At 70.2% G+C, this 21,671-nt stretch carries 15 protein-coding genes and 1 pseudogene; 7 read left to right on the top strand and 9 right to left on the bottom strand.

Annotated features, from left to right (window positions below; all coding sequences use genetic code 11):
• The 5 genes and pseudogenes from ACXJLU_RS26965 to ACXJLU_RS26945 all read right to left on the bottom strand — a co-directional run.
• Window positions 1-667: pseudogene (locus tag ACXJLU_RS26965) on the bottom strand (hypothetical protein); the annotation flags it as partial.
• Window positions 668-744: 77 nt separating this feature from the next.
• Complete coding sequence (locus tag ACXJLU_RS26960) at window positions 745-3,366, bottom strand: cupin-like domain-containing protein (RefSeq protein WP_457336309.1); 2,622 nt, start codon at window positions 3,364-3,366, stop codon at window positions 745-747.
• Window positions 3,363-3,752 carry a hypothetical protein gene (locus tag ACXJLU_RS26955; RefSeq protein ID WP_457336307.1) on the bottom strand — a complete coding sequence of 130 codons (390 nt, stop codon included), beginning with the start codon at window positions 3,750-3,752 and terminating at the stop codon, window positions 3,363-3,365. Before ACXJLU_RS26955 ends, ACXJLU_RS26960 begins: the two co-directional genes overlap by 4 nt.
• A 1-nt stretch (window position 3,753) precedes the next feature.
• On the bottom strand, window positions 3,754-5,160 hold the full coding sequence (locus ACXJLU_RS26950) for an HlyD family type I secretion periplasmic adaptor subunit (RefSeq protein WP_073466640.1): 1,407 nt from the start codon (window positions 5,158-5,160) through the stop codon (window positions 3,754-3,756).
• Window positions 5,157-7,328: a type I secretion system permease/ATPase gene (locus ACXJLU_RS26945; protein ID WP_457336305.1), complete on the bottom strand. Its 2,172-nt coding sequence runs from the start codon at window positions 7,326-7,328 to the stop codon at window positions 5,157-5,159. Before ACXJLU_RS26945 ends, ACXJLU_RS26950 begins: the two co-directional genes overlap by 4 nt.
• A gap of 346 nt (window positions 7,329-7,674) precedes the next feature.
• On the opposite strand from ACXJLU_RS26945, the gene ACXJLU_RS26940 reads away from it, so the two are divergent.
• Window positions 7,675-9,594, top strand: coding sequence for a GGDEF domain-containing protein (locus tag ACXJLU_RS26940; RefSeq protein ID WP_457336303.1), 1,920 nt, complete (start codon window positions 7,675-7,677; stop codon window positions 9,592-9,594).
• Between the two features lie 10 nt (window positions 9,595-9,604).
• Here the strand turns inward: ACXJLU_RS26940 and ACXJLU_RS26935 are convergent, their stop codons facing one another.
• Complete coding sequence (locus ACXJLU_RS26935; protein WP_073466642.1) at window positions 9,605-10,114, bottom strand: hypothetical protein; 510 nt, start codon at window positions 10,112-10,114, stop codon at window positions 9,605-9,607.
• A gap of 293 nt (window positions 10,115-10,407) precedes the next feature.
• Here ACXJLU_RS26935 and ACXJLU_RS26930 point away from each other — a divergent pair, with 293 nt between their 5' ends.
• A complete protein-coding gene (locus ACXJLU_RS26930; protein WP_457336301.1) occupies window positions 10,408-10,686 on the top strand; it encodes a hypothetical protein in 279 nt (92 codons plus the stop codon).
• Between the two features lie 205 nt (window positions 10,687-10,891).
• Here the strand turns inward: ACXJLU_RS26930 and ACXJLU_RS26925 are convergent, their stop codons facing one another.
• Window positions 10,892-11,230, bottom strand: a complete 339-nt coding sequence (locus ACXJLU_RS26925; protein WP_457336299.1) for a hypothetical protein — start codon at window positions 11,228-11,230, stop codon at window positions 10,892-10,894.
• Window positions 11,231-11,351: 121 nt separating this feature from the next.
• Between ACXJLU_RS26925 and ACXJLU_RS26920 the strand changes: the two genes are divergently transcribed.
• Window positions 11,352-12,803: a sigma-54-dependent transcriptional regulator gene (locus tag ACXJLU_RS26920; protein WP_457336297.1), complete on the top strand. Its 1,452-nt coding sequence runs from the start codon at window positions 11,352-11,354 to the stop codon at window positions 12,801-12,803.
• Window positions 12,804-12,805: 2 nt separating this feature from the next.
• Here ACXJLU_RS26920 and ACXJLU_RS26915 read toward each other — a convergent pair whose 3' ends face one another.
• Both ACXJLU_RS26915 and rpoN read right to left on the bottom strand, forming a co-directional pair.
• Window positions 12,806-14,752, bottom strand: a complete 1,947-nt coding sequence (locus tag ACXJLU_RS26915; protein WP_457336295.1) for a PAS domain-containing hybrid sensor histidine kinase/response regulator — start codon at window positions 14,750-14,752, stop codon at window positions 12,806-12,808.
• A gap of 155 nt (window positions 14,753-14,907) precedes the next feature.
• Window positions 14,908-16,377 carry an RNA polymerase factor sigma-54 gene (gene rpoN, locus ACXJLU_RS26910; RefSeq protein ID WP_457336293.1) on the bottom strand — a complete coding sequence of 490 codons (1,470 nt, stop codon included), beginning with the start codon at window positions 16,375-16,377 and terminating at the stop codon, window positions 14,908-14,910.
• A gap of 179 nt (window positions 16,378-16,556) precedes the next feature.
• On the opposite strand from rpoN, the gene ACXJLU_RS26905 reads away from it, so the two are divergent.
• From ACXJLU_RS26905 to ACXJLU_RS26890, 4 genes are all read left to right on the top strand, one after another.
• Window positions 16,557-17,018 (top strand): PA2169 family four-helix-bundle protein, encoded by a 462-nt coding sequence (locus tag ACXJLU_RS26905; protein WP_056808194.1) that lies wholly within the window; start codon window positions 16,557-16,559, stop codon window positions 17,016-17,018.
• Between the two features lie 88 nt (window positions 17,019-17,106).
• Entirely contained in the window at window positions 17,107-17,661 is a 555-nt protein-coding gene (locus tag ACXJLU_RS26900; protein ID WP_457336291.1) for an outer membrane beta-barrel protein, read from the top strand.
• A 22-nt stretch (window positions 17,662-17,683) separates the two neighbouring features.
• Window positions 17,684-18,706 (top strand): DNA topoisomerase IB, encoded by a 1,023-nt coding sequence (locus ACXJLU_RS26895; protein WP_457336289.1) that lies wholly within the window; start codon window positions 17,684-17,686, stop codon window positions 18,704-18,706.
• A 78-nt stretch (window positions 18,707-18,784) separates the two neighbouring features.
• The coding region (locus ACXJLU_RS26890; protein WP_457336287.1) for a DUF2339 domain-containing protein at window positions 18,785-21,671 on the top strand (2,887 nt) is incomplete at its 3' end.

Genomic DNA, 21,671 nt, shown 5'->3' with positions numbered 1-21,671 from the left:
TCGGCGGGGTGGGCGTCGGCGGGGTGGGCGTCGGCGGGGTAGGCGTCGGCGGGGTGGGCGTCGGCGGGGTGGGCGTCGGCGGGGTGGGCGTCGGCGGGGTAGGCGTCGGCGTCGGCTCCGGTGGCGTCGGCACCGGTGTCGGCTGAGGCGGTGTCGGCGTCTCCAGCCAACCGCCCGGCGGCGGCGTGATCGGGTTGCCGCGTTCGTCGATGTAGATCGGCCGATCGAGGATGGCCGTGCCCTTGGGCACCAGCAGCGGCGGCCCCTGCCAGAACGAACGGCCGTCGTCCGAGACCACCACGCGCGGCTGGTACTCCATGCCCGGCGGGGCGCCGTCCGGCACGCCGCCCGGGTAGCCGGTGGCATCGTTGATGGCGCGCTCGATCTGGTCGCCACGGCCTTGCAGCGCGTCGATGCCCGGCCGCACACCGGCCTCCAGGCCATCGATCAATTGCCCGACCGGCCCGCGCGTCACCGGCGACGGGTTGAACATGTTCAGCAAGCGCAGGGATTCGATCAGCGTCTGGAAAGCGTCATTCGCCTTGTAGGCGTCATTGACCTTCATCGCCTGGTCGTACTTCTCCTTCGCGTTGTCGTACTTTTCCTTCAGGTCCTTGTATTGCTGGTACTTCTCAGCAGTCCACTCGATGCCGCCCATGATCCCCATGACCCATCTCCCTGGCTATTGATCGATTGATTGATTGATCGGCGTACTGCTTGCGCCTGCAGAAACTTCAGAAACGTTCAACGGGGGTAGTCCCCGGAGAACGCGTTCGTCACCTTGAAATTCGTGAAGCTGAGCCCGATCGAGACCTCCAGGCTCTCGACGCAGTGCCACCAGCCCACCGGAATGAACAGCGCATCGCCCGGCCCGATCTCCACCTCGATCGGCCGCGCGTTCTTCATCAGCGGGTGCCGCTGTGCATCGAAATCCGGAAACGCCGCGGCGCTGAACACGCCCACGTCGTTGTAGAGGTGCGGCGTCTGCAGCGCCGGGATCAGCGTCACCTTCTTGCGCCCGTAGACCTGGATCAGCATGTTGTTGGTCAGGTCGTGGTGCAGCGGGGTGAACGTGCCCTTCGGCCCGAACCACAGGAACTGGCCGTTGCCCGGTGCCTTCTCGTCGCGGTAGCCCTGCGCGAAGTCGCCCGCGTCGGCGAACAGCGGCTCCAGCCCGGCCAGGCTGTTCTTCATGTTGTTGGCCGTCATGTAGAAGTCGTTCGACGCATCGACCGAGCGCACCTTGCGCACGAACTCGGCCATCGTCATGCGCGCCTTGTGCTGCCCGGAATTGCGCTCGTACAGCGGATCGTTCTCGCGGCCGTGCTGCACCTCGATCTCGGTGCTGCCGACCTTCTCGGCAAAGTACTCCGGCGTCCACAGCGAGCGTGCCGCCCAGTGGTCAATGCCGCCGGTCAGCAGCACCGGCAGGTGCTTGCTGTAGTACTCGCGAACGAACACGTCGAAGGCCGGCGCCGCGCGGCGTTCAACGGCGGTGGCGTAGCGCTCGTCCAGCGCCGCCAGCGTGTCGCAGGTCTTCAGCAGCCAGTTGCGCTTGTCCAGCGTCTTGAAGATCTCGCGGCCGGCTTCGACATACGGATCCGCCTGCGCATGCGCCAGCTCCACCGCGGATTCGATGTCGGCGAAGCCGTTGCGGCGCAGGATGCCCTGCAGCGTCGACGCCTCGCTGCCCTTCATCAGGTTGGAGGCCACCCACTGGCGCCAGCTCGGCGGCAGCGTCGACACCGGCTTGGCGCTCGCGAGCCGCGCCTTCGCACGCTCCATCACCAGGTGGTTGAACCAGGTTTCGAGCTGGCCCAGCCAGTACGCCTGCTTGTCGGTGCTGCCGTTGCGCTGCAGGCCGGCCAGCAGGTTCAGGTAGAACGTGGTCGCGTAGTGCTGCACCATCAGCCGGTTCACCTTGCGGCCCGACTGCTGCTCGTAGGCGCGCATCACGCGCTCGGCCAGGTCGGGCGAGCTCAGGCACAGCGGCGAGAAATCCTGGTGCAGGTCGCCGCGCTTGCAGTTGCCGAAATCGATGACGCCGAGCAGCCGCTCCTGCGCGGCATCGAGCAGCAGGTTGCCGCCGTGCAGGTCGAAGTGGCCGAGCACCAGCTGCTTCGCCGGCACCTTCAGGTTGCGGTGGTTGCGCACCACCTCGGGCACCAGCTTGCGCAGCACCGGGTGCTCGCTGCCCGCGAGCTGGGTTTCGATCAGGTCGGCCGACAGCTCCCACGACGGGGCGAAGGTCAGGTCGGCGCGCTCGATCTCGGCCGCCGGCACCGCATGCAGCGCGAGCATGAAGGCGGCCAGCTGCGCGGCCAGCGCGTCCTTCTTCGCGTCGGTCAGCTTGGCCCAGGCGTTGCGATCGAAGCCGGTGCCATCCAGCTTCGGGTAGCGCGCCAGCGCCACCGGCCGGCTGTGCAGCTCGATCTTCGGCACCTGCACCGCGACGCGCGCGCGAATGAAATCGGTGATGCGCTGCTCCACCTGGATGCCGGTGGCGCCGCGGTGCGCGCGCGGAAACTTGACGATGTGGTCGCCATCGATCTCGGCGACGATGCTCTCGTGCGTGTTCGGGAACACCTTCACGCTGCCCGGCAGCGAATTCGGGAAGCAGGCCCGCCAGGCGGCGCGCACCGCGCCCTCGTCGCCGTCGCCGAGCACCGGGGCCTGGGCCAGCGCGTCGGGCGAGCCCTCGTCGGCGGTGCGGTCGCTGCACAGGTACATCGAGCGCTGCGCATAGGTCGGATCGTCGTCCGATTGCTGCGACAGCAGCTGCGTCTGCCCATACACCGATTGCACGAAGCGCAGCTGCTCGGCCTGCTGCTGCGCGTTGCCGTGCGCCTCGAAGACGAGCGTGTCGCTGAGCGCCGCGCAGTGGTTCACGACCTCCTTCCAGCGCTTCACCCACAGCGAGATGTTCAGGATGAAGCAGACGTCCACCCGCTCGCCGAACACGAAGCTGTTCAGCAGCGACAGGTCGTCCTTGTCGAGGTCGAAGGCGTAGAAGTGGACGTTGTGGGTGCCGTTGGCCGCCTTGATCGCGTTGGCGCCGTTGATGCAGCGCGTGTTGAAGTCGACGCCGACCCCGAACCGGATCGCGCCCGACAGGTGGTGCAGCAGCCCGCCGTTCGAGCAGCCGATGTCGAGCACGCGCTTGCCGCTGAAGTCGTACGGGATCTTGGCGACCCGCTTGGCCGAATCGCGCTGGCCCTGGAAGCTCTCGCCGCCGATCGAGACGGTGTGGTAGCCGGCGATCAGGCCGCGGCTGTCGAACCAGGTCTTGTTGGACTTGCTGGCGTCCAGGATCTGCAGCACGGCGCTGGTGGTCTCGTCGTGCGCGGGGGCCTTGAGGCTGCTCATGCGGGTGCCTTGCTGACGCGGATCTCGTTGCCCTGGACGACGGCCTTCAGCCCGTGGCGCTGCGCGATCTGCGCGAGCACCTGGTTCCAGGGCGCGGCGTAGTGGGCCTCGACAGTGCCGCCGATGCCGGGCGCGAGGCGCAGCGTCTTGCCGGCCGCATCGGCCACGATGCCGAGCAGCACGCGCAGGTCGACCTGGGCAAAGTCGAGGCGCAGCGGGCGGGCTTCGCGTGCGGTGGCAGCCGTGGCCGGGGCAGGCGTGGCGGCCGACTCGGAAGCGGGCAGGGCGCAAGCCGCCAGCGGCGCGCCCAGCAGCGCGGCGGCCAGCACCAGCGTCGCGGTGCGAAGGGCGCGGACGATCGGGCCGCGGCAGGTCGTGGTGAGCATCTCAGCGTTCCCCCATGCTTTCGCTGAGCGCGGTCTGGACCGGGCTCAGCAGGTAGTCGATGACGCGGCGCCGGCCGGTCTTGATCTCGGCCGTGACGTTCATGCCCGGGCTCAGGTGGATGCGCTTGCCGTCGACCTGGATCGAGTCCTGCCGCAGGCTCAGCGTGGCCGGGAAGATCGCGCCTTTCTTCTCGTCGTTCACCGCATCGGCAGTCACGCTGCGCACCGTCGCGTCGACGGTGCCGTAGCGGGTGAACGGAAAGGTCTCCAGCTTCACCGCCGCCAGCTGGCCGGCGTTGACGAAGCCGATGTCCTTGTTGTCGACCACCACCTCGGCGGTGACCTGCGCATCGCGTGGCACGATCACCATCAGCACCTGGGCCGGCGTGACCACGCCGCCCTCGGTGTGCACCGCCACCTGCTGCACCGTGCCGCCGACCGGGGCGGACAGCTGCGTCAGCCGCGTGCGCTGCTCGGTCTTGCTGCGCTCCTGGGCCAGCTGCTCGCGCTTCGATCCGGCCTGCGCCTGCCGGTCGCTCAGCGTGCGCTGCGTTTCGGCCAGGTAGGCCTGGCGCCCGCTGTCGCTCTCGGCCAGTGCCGCCTGCGCCTCGGTCAGCCGGGCCTGCTGGGTGGCCAGGTCGCGCTCCAGCTCGATGCGTTCGCGGGTGCGGTCCTGCTCGGCATGCGCCCCCATGAAGCCCTGGGCCGTCAGGCTCTTGAAATCGGCTTCGCGCCGCCGTGCGATCGGCAGCGTCGCCTCCAGCTTGGCGATGGTCTCGCGCACGGTGGCGAGTTCGGCCTTGCGGCGCGTCTGCTCTGCATGCAGCCGGCTCAGCCGGGCGGTGATGTCGGCCCACTCCGCGTGCAGTTGCGCGCCGTCGCGCGGCGACAGGCCCGGCGGCGCCACCGGCTGCTGGCGGCCGCCCTGCAGCGCCTGCAGCAGCGCGGTCGTGCGGCGCTCCTCGGACAGCATCGCGCTCAACTGCTCGGCCACGCTCGCACCGTCGGCCGCGGCGGCGGTGGCGTCCAGCTCGACCAGCACCTGGCCGGCCTGCACCACGTCGCCATCCTTCACCAGCACGCGCTTGACCACGCTGGTCTCGAGCGGCTGCAGCGTCTTCGTGCGCTCGCTGACGACGATGCGCCCCGGCGCCACCGCGACGATGTCGACCTCGCCGAGGATGGCCCAGGCGAGCGCGATCGTGAACAGCGCGCAGATCACCCACGCGGTGCGCCGCGGGGCCGGGTGCAGCGGTGTCTCCTGCAGGCTCAGTGCCGCCGGCAGGAAGGCGGCTTCGTCGGCCAGCCGGCGCGGGCCGGCCAGCTCGTCGCGGCGCTCCCAGGCGGCGCGGAACACCGCGCGGTAGTGGCGCAGCAGGTCGAGCAGCGGGTGGCTCGACCGGCTCACGAGGCCACCCCTTCGGGCACGCCCGACTGCATCGCCCACAGCCCGGCGTACAGCCCGCGCGGCCGGCGCAGTAGCTCGTCGTGCGTGCCTTGCTCGACGATGCGTCCCTTGTCCATCGCGACGATGCGGGTGGCGCGGCGCACGCTGCTGAGCCGGTGCGCGATCACGATCACGGTGCGGCCGCGGCAGATGTCGGCCATGTTGCGCTGCAGGATGGCCTCGCTCTCGTAGTCGAGTGCGCTGGTGGCCTCGTCGAGGATCAGCACGCGCGGGTTGCCGAACAGTGCGCGCGCGATCGCGATGCGCTGGCGCTGCCCGCCGGACAGCCCGGCGCCCTGTTCGCCGACCTGCGTGTCGTAGCCCTCGGGCAGTTCGCTGACGAATTCGTGCGCGCCGGCCAGCCGGGCCGCCCGCATCACCTGCTCGATCGGCGCCGCCGGGTCGGTGATCGCGATGTTCTCGCGCACGCTGCGGCTGAACAGCAGGTTGTCCTGCAGCACCACGCCGATCTGGCGGCGCAGCTGCGCCGCGTCGATCAGGCTGATGTCGATGCCGTCCACCAGCACGCGCCCCTGCTCGGGCGTGTACAGGCGCTGCACCAGCTTGGTCAGCGTGCTCTTGCCCGAACCGCTGCGCCCGACGATGCCGATCACCTCGCCGGGGCGCACCTCCAGGCTCAACGCCTGCAGCACCGGCGGCGCCTCGGCGCGGTAGCGGAAACTGACCTGGTCGAACTGGATGCGGCCCTTCAGCGGTGGCAGCTGCGCGGCATTGGCCGGCGGCACCTCGGTGCGGGTGTTCAGGATGTCGCCGAGCCGCGCCACCGAGATGCCGGTCTGCTGGAAATCGGTCCAGAGCTGGGCGATCCGCATGATCGGCTGCGCGACGCGCTGCGCGAACATGTTGAACGCGACGAACTGGCCGACGCTCAGCTCCTGGTCCATCACGAGGCGCGCGCCGTACCAGAGCGTCGCGGCCGTCACCAGCTTGCCGATCAGGCCGATGCCTTCGTGGCCGTAGCTGGCCAGCGTGCTGGTGCGAAAGCTCGCCGACACGTAGGCGGCCAGCTGGTCGTCCCAGCGCCGCGCGATGCTCGGTTCGAGCGCGCTCGCCTTGACGGTCTGGATGCCGCTGATCGTCTCGACCAGCAGCGACTGGTTCTCGGCGCCGCGCGCGAATTTCTCGTTCAGGCGGGCGCGCAGCACCGGCACCAGCATCAGGCTGAGGCCGATGTAGAGCGGCAGGCTGACCAGCACGATCAGCGTCAGCGGCACGCTGTAGAGCAGCATCACCGCGATGAAGATCACCGAGAACAGCACGTCGAGCACCAGCGTCAGCGCATTGCCGGTCAGGAAGCTGCGGATGTTCTCCAGCTCGCGCACGCGTGCCACCGACTGGCCGACGCGGCGCGCCTGGAAGTAGGCGAGCGGCAGCTGCAGCAGGTGGCGGAACAGGCGCGCGCCGAGCTCGACGTCGATGCGGCTGGTGGTGTGGCTGAACAGGTAGGTGCGCAACAACGACAGCACGCTCTCGAACACCACGATGACGACCAGGCCGACCACCAGCACGTTGAGCGTCGAGACGCCGCGGTGCACCAGCACCTTGTCCATCACGACCTGGAAGAACAGGGGGCTGACGAGCGCGAACAGCTGCAGGAACAGCGACACCAGCAACACCTCGCCGAGCAACCGCCGGTGCTTCACGAGGCTGGGCACGAACCAGCTGAAATCGAACTGGGCGAGGGCGCCGGCCAGCGAAGCGCGGCTGGTGACGAGGATCAGCGCGCCATCCCAGCGGCCGGCGAACACGCCGAGCGGCTCGATCACCGGGCGGCCGCCCGGGATGTCGGCGCCCGGATCCTGGTAGAGCACGCGCTGGCCGTCGCATTGCGCGAGCACCACCACCTTGCGGCCGCCGGCCCCGTCGTCCAGCAGCGCGAGCGCCGGCAGCGGGGCGAGGTTCAGGCGCTCGGGGCTGCTGCGGCTGAGCCGCGCCTTCAGGCCCAGCTGTTGCGCCGCCAGCAGCAGGTCGGTGACGTCGGGCACGTGGCCGGGCCGCCAGCCGAGCTGGTGCGCGAGCTGGGCCGGATCGGCGGCCACATGGTGCAGGCGGGCCACCAGGCACAGGGCCTGCAGGCCGCTGGCGGGACCGGGCGTGGGCGGGGGCATGGCGTCGCCATCACCCGGCGGTTGCGGCGAGGGGGGCGCCGCGTCCACGGCAAGCGTCGATTCGGGGCGCGGCTGCGCCCCGGGTACTGCCTGGCTGGACATCGCTTCTCCCTGCCCATTCGTTTTTGTGTCGGATGATTTTGCATGACACATCCAAAAATGAAAGGGATCGGACTAGGGGGAAGCCCTGTATCCAGATGTGTCATCGCGTCGGCTTCGATGGGCATTCGTTCTCGCCAACGCGAGGTGCGCGCCGCTGTGGCGCGCGTTGGCGGGTGTAACCGTGGGCGACAATGCGCGCTTGTCACCCCGCTGCCTCCTGCCCGTCGTGCGCTGCCTGCCTGTCATGCTTTTGACACTGTCTGCCATCGTGGCGGCGGCGCCCACGCCTGCGTCCGACACCCCGGCGCGATCGATGCTCGAGCGCAGCCGCGCCGCGATGCGCAGCGACCCCGAACAGGGCCGCAAGCTGGCCGAGCAGGCGCTGGCCGACCTCGGCCACGCCGGCGCGGCCGCCGACCCCGACACGCTGGTGCTCGCCCATTGGCTGCTGTGCGATTACCACGCCGAGCGCGACCGCGCCGCCGCCGAGGACCACCTGGCCCAGGGGCGCGCGCTGCTGCCGCGCGCGCCGCGCCTGCGCCCCAGCCTGCTCGGCTGCGAAGGCGACTTGCGCGAGCTGGCCGGCGACAGCGTGCAGGCGATGGCCTTGTACGAGCAGTCGGTCGCGGTCGCCGAGCAGCTGCACGACGACGAGCAGCGCGCCGACGGCCTGTACCGCCGCGGCTACCTGCGCGGCGTGCGCGGCGAGTTCGCCAACGGCCTGTTCGACCTGCGCCTGGCCAACCAGCTGTACGAGCGGCTGGGCATGCCGCAACAGGCGCTGACCTCGCTGAACGCGATCGCGATCCTCTACAACCGCATGGGCGACCACGCCCAGGCGCGCTACTACTTCGAGGCGGCGCTGAAGGCGCAGCAGGCCGCCGGGCTGCGCCGCGAGCAGGCCGTCACGCAGCACAACCTGGGCCGCGCGCTCGAGAACCTGAAGGACTGGGACGCCGCGCAGCACGCCTTCGAGGCGGTGCTGGCGCTGAGCCGCGAGATCGGCTACCCGCGCGGCGAGGCCTATGCGCTGCGCGGGCTGGCCAGCGTGCGCAACGCGCGCGGCGATGCGGCCGGTGCGCTCGGCCTGCTCGACCAGGCGAGCGAACTGCACCACCGCACGCCCGACGAACGCCTGCGCGCGCAGATCCTGCTGCAACGCGGCATCGCGATGCGCCTGCTGCGCCGCCCGGTCGAGGCCCTGGCGGCGCTGGGCGAGGCGCAGAAGGTCTTCTCCACCGCCGATTCGCGGGCCGAGCTGGCCACCACCTATGGAGAGCTGGCGACGGCGCTGTCCGACCAGGGCGACTGGCACGGCGCCTTCGAGCAGCAGCAGAAGTACAAGGCGGTCTCCGACGAGTTGCTGCACCGCCAGCTCGACCAGCGTTTCGCGACGCTGAAGGTCGAGTTCGACAGCGCCGCGAAGGACAAGGAAAACCAGCTGCTGATGCGCGAGAAGGCGGCCACCGAGCGCGCGCTCGACCAGGAGCGTCGGGCCAGCGCGCTGCGCGCGGTGGTGATCGCGCTGGCCGCGTTGCTGGTGGTCGTGATGGGGGTGCTGGTCTGGCGCCACCGCCGCACCAGCCACCGCATGCAAGACCTCGCGATGACCGACGAGCTGACGCACCTGCCGAACCGCCGCCACGTGCTCGGCAAGCTGCAGGGGCTGCTGGCGCAGCGGCAGGCCTGCGCGCTGCTGATCGTCGACCTCGATTTCTTCAAGATGATCAACGACGAGCACGGCCACCTGGTCGGCGACGACATCCTGCGGGCAATCGCCACCGTGCTGCGCGACAGCGGCCGTGCGCCGGTCGAGCTGGGCCGGCTGGGCGGCGAGGAGTTCATCGTCGTGCTGCCCGAGGTCGACATCGACACCGCGATCGCCGCGGCCGAGCGGCTGCGCCAGAAGGTGGCCGAGTTGGATGTGTCGCGCTGGCTGCCGGACCGCAACATCACGATCAGCATCGGCATCACGCTGGCCGAGAGCGGCGACACCGTCAGCAGCGTGCTGCGGCGCGCCGACGAGGCGCTCTACGAGGCCAAGCGCAGCGGTCGCAACCGCTGCGTGGCGCGCATCGGCGCGATGGGCCTGCCGCCGGTGCGTGGCGCGACGGCGGCCGCGGCGCCCGCGCCGGGGGTTCCGGCCGGCAGCGTCACGTCCTGAGGTCCCGTCGTCATCCCGCCGCGACGAAGCGGTCGGTTCTTGCGGCCTGGATCACCTCGGCCAGCTCGGTGTTGATCACGTCGACCGGCATCCGCCCCTTCAGCCACGGGTTCGGCTGCACAAACCAGAACGCGGTGTTCCAGGCATCGAAGGCCGAGGCCAGTTCGCTCGCCACCTGTTGCGGGCCGGCCTTCAGCGCCATGTCGGTGCGTTCGAACTGGAACATCGGCAGCCACAGCTCGCCGCGCCATTCGAAGCTCAGCACGCTGCGCTCGACGATCTGCCGCGCCAGCGTCGGCACGCCGCGGCCGCCGCACTGCGTGAGCCGCTCCACCACCTCGTCGCCGCGCGCCAGGCCGCCGCTCTCGCGGTAGTGGCGCAGCATCTGCACGAACTGCCGGTCGCGGTCGATCACCAGCCCGACATCCTGGCCGGGGGCATTCCACGGGTGCACGTCGTGCGGCATCGGCAAGCCGGCTTCGCGGGAGCGGGTGACGGCGGGGGCGGCTTGGGCTTGCATGTGGATGAACTCCCGGGTGGATGGGCAGCGATCCATGACGACGATCGCGTGGCGCAACGATAGGCGGGGCCCGGGTGCCCGCCCAGCAGCCACCGGCCCGAGCCGGTGTAGGAGGGGAGGAGGGCGCGTCGTAGGTCGGCGCGGCGACCGACGCTGTCCGTTTCAGAGGGGGCAGGCCCTTGTAGGACCGCGTAGGCGATTTCCGACGTTCGAATCCGGTGCTGGCGACTGGCCCGGGCGGCCGACCTGGGGGAGCATCCGCCCTCAAGATGTTGACACCCAAGAATGCCGCCATGACCAAGAACAACTGCGCCCGCTACCTGCTGCTTTTTGGCTCGAAGGAGGCGCCGCGTGCGGTGCTGTTCGACGAGCAGGAGCGCCTGCTCGCCGAGATGATCGACGAGGATGGGTTCCTCGTGGACAGCCTGCTGCGCGAAGGCCGCGCGGTGCGCCCGCCGTCGAAGCTCGTTGCAGCGGTTTCACAAGCGCTGCGAGCCTGTGCGAAGCAGGTTCGCCTCAGCGGCACCGCGGCGACTGCCGACCTGCACCTGCGTTGCTTCGCTCTCGGCTGATCCCGATGCTGAAGGCTGTCCCGATGTGGTGCCACCGCCTGTCCATCCCCGGAGTGAAGGTGCCGTGCACGGCGTTGGCGCAGCGACACAGGCCGACCCATGCCCCACCCGCGTGTGTGACAACTCGCAAGGCCTGCCACAGCACTGCCGACATCCGCATTGACGCCTCGTTACCACTGCGAGCGGGTGGGCCCGATGGTGCAGGCTATCGTCGCCCACTTTGGCCGCTGGCTCGGCTCGACAAGGGAACGACCCGGTGATCAGCAGTAACGAAGACGGCAGGAATCGACGGCGCCTCGTCGAGTGCGGGTGGCCTGCTTTGCGGCTTGTCCGCCCAGGCCTTGTCCGAGGCCGCCTTGTCGATCCGCTGCGCCAGCTTGTAGGACCGCATCGACGGCTCGATGCGGTCAAGCCTCTGCAACATTTGGGTGTTCTCCTGTTCGGCCGGCAGCTGGATCTGCAGGTCGAGCGGGCGGTGCCGTTCGCCGGTGCGGGCGGCATGGTTCTGGCTAACGAGGATGAAGGTGGATGGTGACCGGCACATGGTCAGCGGTGGAGTGGTCGATGAACCGTCATGGCAATCGCTGTGCCCGACGGTTCCGCGTGGTCCCGGCGTGTCCGGGCCGCTTGCTGCGGGCCTTCCGGTCCGCAAGAGGAGTTCTGTGATGCCGCATGCCTTGGTGGTGGATGACGAGCCGGATTCGGCCGAGACGATGGCGATGCTGATCGCGAGCGAGGGCTTCACCGTGGCCACCGCGGGGTCGCTGCGCGATGCGCGCCGGCAGCTGGCGCTGCAGGAACCCGACATCGTGCTGCTGGATTTGATGCTGCCCGACGGCAACGGCATGGAGCTGCTGAACGAGGCCAAGGGCATGTCGAACACCGACGTGGTGCTGATGACCGGCCAGGCGAGCCTCGACACCTCGATCCAGGCACTGCGGCTGGGCGCCGCCGACTACCTCGTCAAGCCGATGAGCCTGAAGCAGCTGAAGGGCGTGCTGTCGCGCGTGACCAAGCCGTCGGTGCTGAAGGCGGAATCGTCGGACCTGCTGGCCACGCTGGAGAGCGAAGGCCATTTCGGTGCGCTGTGGGGCCGTGCGGCGCCGATGCGCCGTGTCTACGACCAGGTGGCGCGCGTGGCCGGCACCGCCGTCACGGTGTTCATCACCGGCGAGAGCGGCACCGGCAAGGAGGTGGTCGCGCGCACGGTGCACGACCTGAGCCGCCGGCGCGGCAAGCCTTTCCTCGCGGTGAACTGCGGCGCGATCTCGCCGCACCTGATCGAGAGCGAGATCTTCGGCCACGAGAAGGGCAGCTTCACCGGCGCCGACCGGCAGCACCAGGGCTTCTTCGAGCGCGCGAGCGGCGGCACGCTGTTCCTCGATGAAATCACCGAGATGCCGCTCGACCTGCAGGTCAAGCTGCTGCGCGTGCTCGAGACCGGCACTTTCATGCGGGTCGGCTCCACGCAGACGCTCGAGACCGACGTGCGGATGATCGCGGCCACCAACCGCAGCCCGCTGCAGGCGGTGGCCAGCGGCAAGCTGCGCGAAGACCTGCTGTACCGCCTGAACGTGTTCCCGATCCACCTGCCGGCGCTGCGCCAGCGGTCCGAAGACGTGCCGCTGCTGGCCGAGCATTTCGTGCAGCAGATCTCGGAGCGCGAAGGCATGGCCAAGCGCTTCTCGCCGCAGGCTCTGCAACGGCTTGYGCGCTACGAATGGCCGGGCAACGTGCGTGAGCTGCGCAACGTGGTGTACCGCTCTTATGTGATGGCGCTCGACAGCGTGATCGACGACGAGTGCCTGCCGCAATCGCCCGATGGCGAGGTGTCGGGCGCATCGATCCCGACGTCGCCGATCGTGGTCGAGGGCGGGGCGCCGGCGATCACCGTGTGGGTCGGCACGCCGCTGGCCGAGATCGAGCGGCAGGTGACGCTCGCGACGCTCGAGTACCTCGGGCGCCACAAGGAGAAGACCGCCGCGACGCTCGGGATCAGCCTGAAGACGCTCTACAACCGGCTGAAGGAATACCAGGCGGCCGGCCTCGCCGGGGCCGACGGGGCGCTCGAAACGCGGCCGGCCGGACTCGAAGACCGGAGCTGGGCGTCGTCCTGAACCTACGCGGTCCGCGTCGCGACGGCGTGCAACAGGCGGCCGAGGTTTTCCGGTCGCAGCGGCTTCACCAGGTAGGCATCGAACCCCGCCTCCAGCGCACGCGCCTCGTCGTCGTCGCTGCGACCGCGTGCATTCAGTGCCGCAAAGAACACCGGCACGCCGACCAGATGGCTGCGCAGCGGTTCGAGCAGCGCGGCCGCCTCGAAGTCGGGATGGCTGATGTCGCACAGCACGATCTGCGGCCGCTGGGTGCGCGCGATGCGCAGCCCGGCCTCCGGCGTCGGCGCCGTCTGCACCTCGTGGCCCCACAGCTCCATCTGCAGGCGCAGCACGTCGCGTGTCTCCGGATCCGGGTCGATCACCAGCACGCGGTAGGTTTCCTCGGGAACCATCACGAGCGGCTTCTGGCGCGAGCCGTTGGTGGCGCTCGGCGAGGCCACCTGCGGCAGGCTGATCACGAACTCGGCACCCAGCCCCGGCCCGTCGCTCGACGCCGAGATGTCGCCGCCGTGCAGCATCGCGATGCGCCGCGCCAGCGTGAGCCCGACCCCCAGCCCCGGCCGGCGTGCCGCGGTGCCGTCATCGTGGCGCGCGAACAGCTCGAACACGTGCGGCAGGAAATCGGCGGCGATGCCTTGGCCGCGGTCTTTCACGCGCACCAGCACCTGGCCCGTCCCTTGACCATTCCCTTGACCATTCCCCGGACCGCCACGTGACTGCACCGACACCGCGATCTCGCCCGGGTCGCGCGAGAAGATCGATGCGTTGTAGACGATCGCCGACACCGCCTGCGCGAGCCGCAGCGCATCGCCCTCGACCCAGGCCGGCTCCTTCGGGAACTCGGTCTTCAGCGTGTGGCCGGCCGCACTCAGCTTCGTGCGCAGGCCGTCGAGCGCGCCGCGCACCACCGTGTCGACCGCCACCGGCTCCTTGATCAGCGTGATCTGGCCCTGCGCGACACGCGTCACGTCGACGAGGTCGTCGATCAGGCGCCGCAGCCGCGTCACCTGCCGCTCGACGATCTCGCGCAGCCGCCCGATCGTCGGGTTCTCGGCCTCCATCGTGCGCAGCACGCTGGCGGCGTTCGCGATCGGTGCCAGCGGGTTGCGCAGCTCGTGCGACAGCAGCGCGAGGAACTCGCCCTGGCGTCGGTCGGACAGGCGCATCGCCTGCGTGCGCTCGGCCAAGCGCTCCTCGAGCTCCTTGCGTTCATGGATGTCGACACAGCTGCCGACGTAGCCGAGGAAGCGCCCGTCGCCGCTGGTGTGCGGCACGCCGTTGTCGAGCACCCAGCGGTAGAGGCCGTCGTGGCGGCGCAGCCGGTAATCCATCACGAAGGGCTGGCGCGCATGGAAGCTGGTCGAGTAGATGCCCATGCAGCGCTCCAGGTCCTCCGGGTGCACCACCTGGGTCCAGCCGTTGCCGCGCTCTTCGTCGAGCGTCGTGCCGGTGAACTGCAGCCACGGCTTGTTGACCCATTCGCACCAGCGGTCCGGGCCGGCCAGCCAGATCATCACCGGCGCGGCATCGGCCATGCTGCGGAAATCGCGCTCGCCGTCGCGCCCGCGCACCGGCGACGGCTGCAGCAGGCAGACGAAGCGGGCGTCGTCTGCGGCGGGCGAATCGTCCTTCCGAAGCTGCGGCTGAAGTTGCGGATGAACTTGCGGCTGAAGTTGCAACAGCTGCGCGTCGAACGGCCGCACGCCGTCGCCCGAGCCGACCGACACCTCGCCGGCCCACTCCTCGCCGGCCCCCAGTGCGCGCCCCATCGCGAGCGAGGGCGCGAAGCGCAGCAGGTCGGACGGCAGGTCGCCGCCACGCACCAGCGCCTGGGCCGCGCGGTTGGCAGCCAGCACGTGCCCCTGTGCATCGACGAGCAGGGCCGCTTGCGGCAGCCGGTCGAACAGCGAGGGGCCGATGGCATCGAGCGTGAGGGCGCGGTCCTGCATGAAAGGCTTTCGGGGGCCCGCAGTCGGTCGCGGGCCGGGGTCTGTCGGACGGGGCCGACACTCGATGTCGGCTGGCCGCTTGACTTCTACTGGCAAGTGTCGTGCCTGCGTGATTTGTGACTCTTTGCAAGTCCGCGCGCCGGGAAAACCCTCGATCAGGCGGCGCGGCGGCGGCGTTCCACCGGCTCGACTTTGAGCAGTTGGCGGTACTTGGTGACCGTGCGGCGCGCCACCGTCAGGCCCTGGCGCAGCAGCAGGCGGGCGATCTGGGCGTCCGACAGCGGCATCTTCGGGTCTTCCGATTCGATGATCCCCTGGATCACGCCGCGCACCGCGGTCGGCGAGGTGCTGCCGCCGCTGGCGGTGTTCATGCCGCGCGAGAAGAAGTACTTCAGCTCGAACACACCGACCGGCGTGGCCATGTACTTGTTGTTCGTCACCCGGCAGACGGTGGATTCGTGGATGCCGACCTCGTCGGCGATCTCGCGCAGGCCGAGCGGCTTCATCGCGAGCGGGCCGACGTCGAGGAAGCGGTGTTGGCGCCGCAGGATGGCCTGCGCCACCGACAGGATGGTCGAGAAGCGCTGCTGCACGTTGCGCACCGTCCAGCGCGCGTCCTGCAGGTGGGCGGCCATCTCGCCGTGGCCGCCGCCGCGGTGCTGCTGGAACAGGCTCGCGTACATCTGGTTCAGCTTCACGCGCGGGATCACCGCGTGGTTCAGCGCGGCGGCCCAGGTGCCGCGGACCTTCTTGACGATCACGTCCGGCGTCACGTAGTTCAGGTTCTCGGCGCCGTAGCGCCAGCCCGGGCGCGGGTCGAGGTGGCGGATGCGGTCGCAGGCGGCGGCCACGTGCGCGGCGGTCTCGCCCAGCGCCTTCGCGATGCCGGCGATGTCGCGCTGCGCCAGTTGCGCCAGGTGCTGCGCGACGATGCGCTCGGCCAGCGCGCGTTCGTCGGCATCCTCGATCTGCGGAAGCTGCAGCAGCAGGCATTCGGCGACGCTGCGCGCGGCCACGCCGGCCGGTTCGAGCGACTGCACCAGCTTCAGCGCGGTGCTCATCTCGCAGCCCTCGACCGCCGGCGACAGCGCCGCCAGCTCGGCGAGTTCGTCGAGCCCGGTGCGCAGGTAGCCGTCGTCGTCGAGCGATTCGATGATGGTGCAGGCGAGGGCGTGGTCGCGCTCGCCGAGCGGCAGCATGTTGATCTGCGAGCGCAGGTGCTGGCGCAGGTCGACATCGGCGGCGACCAGCTCCMTCGCGCTGATGTCGCTGTCGCCGGAACCGCTTCCGCTGATGCTGCCCGGCCCGGCCTGCCAGCTGTCGCGCTCGAAGGCCATGTCGGCGTCGGCGGATGGCAGGGTGTCCATCGTCGCGTCGTTGGCCGGTGTCAGCGCATTCAGCTCGGCGATCGGCAGCGCTTCGGCCAGCGACGGATCGTGCACGGCCGTTGCGGTGCCCTCGGGCCCGGCCTCTTCCAGCTCGAGGAAGGGATTGGTCACCATGCTGTCGCGGATCTCCTGGACGAAGTCCTGCGACGACAGCTGCAGCAGGCGCACCGCACGCTGCAGGCGCGGCGTCAGGCCCTGGATCTGCCGCGCATCGGCTCGAAGGATCGGTGCATTCATTCCGCGGTCTCCTTGATGCTTGTCGTTGCTGTGTTTGCGCCCCATCGGAAGCGCGTCGTAGGACGATGCCTCGCAGGGGGAACTGCTCATTCATCACTCTGCAACACATGTGCCACCGGGCACGCCAACTGCCGAAGAAGGGAACGGGCCCCACGGCCTTCAACTGAAAGGAACTGACCATGAGCCACGAAGACATCGTCGACACCCTGAACGACCTGATCGAGACCTCGAAGGACGGTGAGTTCGGCTTCCTGGCCTGCGCGAAGCACGTGCAGTCGGAAGAGCTGCGCACGCTGTTCACGCAACGCGCCAACGAATGCCGCCGCGCGGCCGAAGAGCTGGCCCCGCTGGTCGCGCAGTACGGCGGCGAACCGGAAGACGACGGCACCACCGCCGGCTCGCTGCACCGCGGCTGGGTCGCGGTGCGCGGCTCGCTGGTGGGCTACACCGACCAGGCGATGCTGGACGAATGCGAGCGCGGCGAAGACGCGGCGCTGGCCCGCTACCGTGCCGCACTGCGCGATGACGACCTGCCGGAGCCGGTGAAGTCGATCGTCGCGCGCATGCAACTCGGCGTGCAGCGCAACCACGACCAGATCAAGATGCTGCGCGACCGCGAACGCGCGAAGAGCTCGTCGTGACCCGGGGGCATCGGCGGCACGTAAATGCTGCCGATGTTCTTACCGGCGTCAGAAAACTTCACCCGGTCGTTTTTGCAGGAAGCACTTCATGAACCAGCGCTTGCGTATTTCGATCGGCATCGCCGCCGTCTTCGTGGCCTCGGCTGCCCTCGCGCAGTCCGGGGAGCACGGCTACATCGGCCTGAACGGCGGTCGCGCCGACTACAACACCGATTGCGGCGTCCAGGCGTCGTGCGACAACGCGAACGGCGCCTGGAAGGTCTATGCCGGCGCCGCGGTGAACGACTGGATGGGCATCGAGCTGGGCTACGTCGACATGCGCCATGCCGACCGCGCCGGCGGCAGCGCGAAGGCGCGCGGCGTCAACCTGAGCCTGATCGGCCAGGTCCCGCTGGGCACCATGTTCCACCTCTACGGCAAGCTCGGCACCACCTATGGCCGCACCGATGTGAGCGCCGCTGCCGGCCAGCCGGTGGCGACCGGCGACGACAAGGGGTTTGGTGCCACCGGCGCGGTCGGCGCTGCGGTCGACTTCGGCCGCAACTGGACCGTGGCCCTGGAGTGGGAGCGCCAGCAGTTCCGCTTCGTCGGCGGGCGGCAGGACGTCGACCTGACGTCGCTGGGCCTGATCTACCGGTACTGACCCCTGCAGCGACGTGCCGGCGATGGAGCGCCTGCAGTACGTGAGTGACACGGTGCCCGGCATCCGACGCGCGCGCCGGGGCACCGGGTTCAGCTACATCGCACCCGATGGCCGGCCGCTGCGCGAGCGCAGCGAGCTGGAGCGCATCCGGCGCCTGGCGATCCCGCCGGCCTACACGCAGGTGTGGATCTGCCCGTCGCCGCGCGGCCACGTGCAAGCCACCGGGCGCGATGCGCGCGGCCGCAAGCAGTACCGCTACCACGCCGAGTGGCGGCGGGTGCGCGATGCTGACAAGTTCGACCGCATGCTGGAGTTCGGCGACGCGTTGCCGCGCATCCGCGCCCGGGTTCAGCGCGACCTGAAGGTGACGAGCGCGCGGCCCGGCCGCGAGACCGTGCTCGCCACCGTGGTGCGGCTGCTCGACACGACGCTCGTGCGCATCGGCAATGACGAATACGCCCGCAGCAACGGCTCGTACGGCCTGACCACGCTGCGCAACCGCCACGCGCAGGTGAACGGCCCTGAGATCACGCTGCAGTTCCGCGGCAAGAGCGGCGTGCAGCACCGCGTGGCGCTGGAGGACCCGCGGGTCGCGCGCGTCGTGCGCCGCTGCCAGGCGATGCCCGGGCAGGCCTTGTTCCAGTACGCGGGCGACGATGGCGAGCTGCACGGCATCGGCAGCGAAGACGTCAATGACTACCTGCGCGAGGCGAGCGGTGCCGAGTTCACCGCGAAGAACTTCCGCACCTGGCATGCGAGCGTGCATGCGCTGGCGTTGCTGGGGGAACTGCCCGGCGAACGCACCGAGGGGCACACCGACAGCGACGGCTTCACGCGACGCGAGTTGAACGACGTGCTGGCCGACGTCGCGAAGCGCCTCGGCAACACGGTGGCGGTGTGCCGCAAGTCGTACGTGCACCCGCGGGTGCTGGAGGCGACGCCCGATCGGCTGCGCGCCGCCGGGGAGGGTTTGGCCGCGCTGCGCCGCCGGCGCGGCTGGTCGGTGGCCGAGCGGCAGCTGATCGCCTACCTCACCGCCGCCTGACAACCCCCCGAAAGAGCGTCCGGGCCGTGCCGGGCCGCTGGTCATAATCGCCGCCACAAGGACAGTGGTGGAGGGCCGATGAACTTCGTCTATGCGGTGCTGGGCGGCCTGGTGGGACTGGCGCTCGGCGGACCAGTCGGTGGGCTGGTGATGTTGATCGTGACGCCACTCGTGGTGTGGCAGATCCGCAAGTCGAAGCAGGCCGAGGCGGCAGCGCCGGCCGAGGAGGCCTGGCCCGAGGTGCCGGACGAAGCCGCGGCCGCGGCACCGGTGGATGCCGCAGTGCAGCCGCTGGATCTTGCGCAGCGCGTGGCGGCGCTGGAGCACGAGGTGAGCGCACTGCGCTTGCAGGTGCAGCGGCTGTCGGGCGGTGACGCAACGGTGGCGGTTGAGCCCCTCTCTGTGCCGATCCCTGACCGGGTCCTCGAAATCGACCTTGAACCGCTGATCGATCCGCGCACCGTGCCGGCTGCCGCGGCGATGGTCGAGCCGGCGGTCGCGTCGATGGCGGTGCCTGTTCCTGAAGCCATCGTCCCCGAGGCGATCATCGAACCCGCTGCGGCCGCTGCGATCGACGAACCCGCCCCGGCACCGACCTGGACCGAGCCGTCGCGCGCGAACCCGCCGCCACCGCCGCCCCCGGTCGAACCCGCGCTGCCGCTGCGCGACCGCCTGCCGCCGTTCCTCGCGCGCTGGATCTTCGGCGGCAACACCATCGTCAAGGTGGGCGTGCTGATCCTGTTCCTGGGCCTCGCGTTCCTGCTGCGCTATGTGGCCGAGCGGGCGACCCTGCCGGTCGAGTTCCGCTACGCCGGCGTCGCGCTGGTCGGCGTCGTGATGCTGGTGCTCGGCTGGCGCCTGCGCGACCGGCGCGATGCGGCCGGCGGCACGGGTTACGGGCTGATCCTGCAAGGCGCAGGCATCGGCGTGTTCTACCTGACCGCGCTCGCGGCGCTGCGGCTCAACGCCTTGCTGCCGCCGACGGCGGCCTTCGCAGTGATGGCGGTCGTCGCGGTGCTGGGTGCGGCGCTCGCGGTGCTGCAGAACGCGCCGTGGCTGGCCTACGTGTCGGTGGCCGAAGGCTTCCTCGCGCCGGTGCTGGTGTCCACCGGCGGTGGCAACCACATCGCCCTGTTCAGCTACCTCGCGGTGCTCGACATCGGCATCTTCCTGATGGCCTGGCACAAGGCCTGGCGGCCGCTGAACCTGATCGGCGCGGTCGGCACCTTCACGCTGGCGGGGGCCTGGGCGCAGGCGCACTACACCGATGCGGTGTACGCCTCGACGCAGGCCTTCCTGCTGCTGTTCTTCGTGCTCTTCACGGTGATCGGCGTGCTGTTCGCGCGGCGCGCGCTGGCGCTCGGCGACGACAATGCCGCGACCGATCCGCTCGCGCAGCGCGCGCGGCAGGCGCTGCGGCAGGTGGGCCGGGTCGACAGCGCGCTGGTGTTCGGCGTGCCGCTGGCCGCCTTCGGCCTGCAGTACCTGATGGTGAAGGACACCGAATGGGGCCCGGCCTGGTCGGCGCTCGGCTTCGCGTTCTTCTACCTGCTGATCGGCGGCGGCCTGCTGCGCAGTGCGCGCATCCGCTATGCGCTGCTCGGCGAAGCGCATGTGATCGTCGGCGTGATCTTCGCGACGCTCGCGATCCCGCTGGCGCTCGAAGGGGCGTGGACCGGCGCGACCTGGGCCGTCGAAGCGGCCGGCATGTTCTGGCTCGGCGTGCGCCAGCACCGGCTGTACACGCGGGCGTTCGCGCTTGCGGTGCTGGCGGGGGCGGTGGTGCGGCTGCTGACGGACCTGTCGATCGACTACGCGGCCGGCACGCCATTGATCGACGGTTCGCTGATCGGCGTGTTGCTGCTGCTGGGCAGCGTCCTCGCGATGTGGCGGGTGCATCATCGCCACCCGGCCGCGCAGCACGCGGGCTGGGAGCAGGGCAATGACATCGCGCTGCCGTGGCTCGCGGTGGGTGCTGCGGCCTTGCTCGGCTGGATGGTGCTGGTGCCGTTGTGGGCCTCGGTCGCGACGGCGCTGCTCGCGCTGGTGCTGGCTGCTCTCGGGCATCGGTTCGCGCTGCGTGTGCTGGCGGCTTGCTCGGGGGCGCTGCACTTGGTCGCGCTGGCGGGGCTGGCGGCGTCGCTGCACCTCGATCCGCAGGACGCACCGCGCGACGGGTGGCCAGGGTTGGTTGCGGCCTTGCTGGTCGGTGGCAGCCTGCTGGCGACCGCGTGGCTGGAACTGCGTGCTCAATTGCGGGCGATGGACGAGCGCGGCGCACTGCCGCAATGGTCGCTGGCGAGTGGGGCGGCCTTGCTGGCCGGGCTTGCGGTGGTCGCGCTCGGTCTGCTGTGCGTGATGCCGGCGGAACGGGCCGCGCTGGTGTGGCCGTGGCTGGGGGTTGGCGCACTGTGGCTCGGCCTGCGCATCGCGCACCCGGCGCTGGCGTTCGGCTGGTTGCTGCTGGAGGTGGCTGCCGCGGTGGCGACGCTCGCCTTCGGGCCGGACCTGCTGGCACGCGCGCCGTTCGGCGATCTGCGCCTGTGGTTGCCGCTGGGCCTCGCGCTGACCGGCTTGCTGGCCGGCGACGCGTTGCAGCGCGCGGCGCGACCGGAATCGACGTCGGCACTCGCGTGGACGCGGCAGGCGGTCGTGCAATGGGGCATCGTCGGCTGGTCGCTTCTGTGGTGGGGGTTGATGCTGGTGCCGCAGGTGCTGCACCTGCTGCGCGAGGTCGATGCGCAGGACGGCTGGCCGGCGGCGCTGGTCGGCTGCGTGGTCGCGAGCTCGTTGCTGGCGACGATGCTCGCGGCATGGCGCCAGTGGCGCGTGCTCGGGCAGGCCACGGCACTCACGCTGCCGGCGTTGGTGCTGGTCGCGCTCGGCATGGCGTCGCTCGACGCGATGCCGTCGGCCCACCTCGGCTGGCTCGCCTGGCCGGTCGCGTTGCTGTGGCACGTGCTGT

The sequence above is a fragment of the Rhizobacter sp. P5_C2 genome, from assembly GCF_054049715.1.
The sequence above is the reverse complement of the archived record's forward strand: the minus strand, read 5'-3'. Positions and strand labels throughout refer to the sequence as shown.

Bases quoted from the DNA above. Each gene is read 5' to 3' on its own strand.
- ACXJLU_RS26960 (WP_457336309.1), bottom strand. From the start codon at position 3,366: ATGAGCAGCCTCAAGGCCCCCGCGCACGACGAGACCACCAGCGCCGTG.
- ACXJLU_RS26955 (WP_457336307.1), bottom strand. From the start codon at position 3,752: ATGCTCACCACGACCTGCCGCGGCCCGATCGTCCGCGCCCTTCGCACC.
- ACXJLU_RS26945 (WP_457336305.1), bottom strand. From the start codon at position 7,328: ATGCCCCCGCCCACGCCCGGTCCCGCCAGCGGCCTGCAGGCCCTGTGC.
- ACXJLU_RS26940 (WP_457336303.1), top strand. From the start codon at position 7,675: ATGCTTTTGACACTGTCTGCCATCGTGGCGGCGGCGCCCACGCCTGCG.
- ACXJLU_RS26935 (WP_073466642.1), bottom strand. From the start codon at position 10,114: ATGCAAGCCCAAGCCGCCCCCGCCGTCACCCGCTCCCGCGAAGCCGGC.
- ACXJLU_RS26930 (WP_457336301.1), top strand. From the start codon at position 10,408: ATGACCAAGAACAACTGCGCCCGCTACCTGCTGCTTTTTGGCTCGAAG.
- ACXJLU_RS26925 (WP_457336299.1), bottom strand. From the start codon at position 11,230: ATGTGCCGGTCACCATCCACCTTCATCCTCGTTAGCCAGAACCATGCC.
- ACXJLU_RS26915 (WP_457336295.1), bottom strand. From the start codon at position 14,752: ATGCAGGACCGCGCCCTCACGCTCGATGCCATCGGCCCCTCGCTGTTC.
- ACXJLU_RS26905 (WP_056808194.1), top strand. From the start codon at position 16,557: ATGAGCCACGAAGACATCGTCGACACCCTGAACGACCTGATCGAGACC.
- ACXJLU_RS26900 (WP_457336291.1), top strand. From the start codon at position 17,107: ATGAACCAGCGCTTGCGTATTTCGATCGGCATCGCCGCCGTCTTCGTG.
- ACXJLU_RS26895 (WP_457336289.1), top strand. From the start codon at position 17,684: ATGGAGCGCCTGCAGTACGTGAGTGACACGGTGCCCGGCATCCGACGC.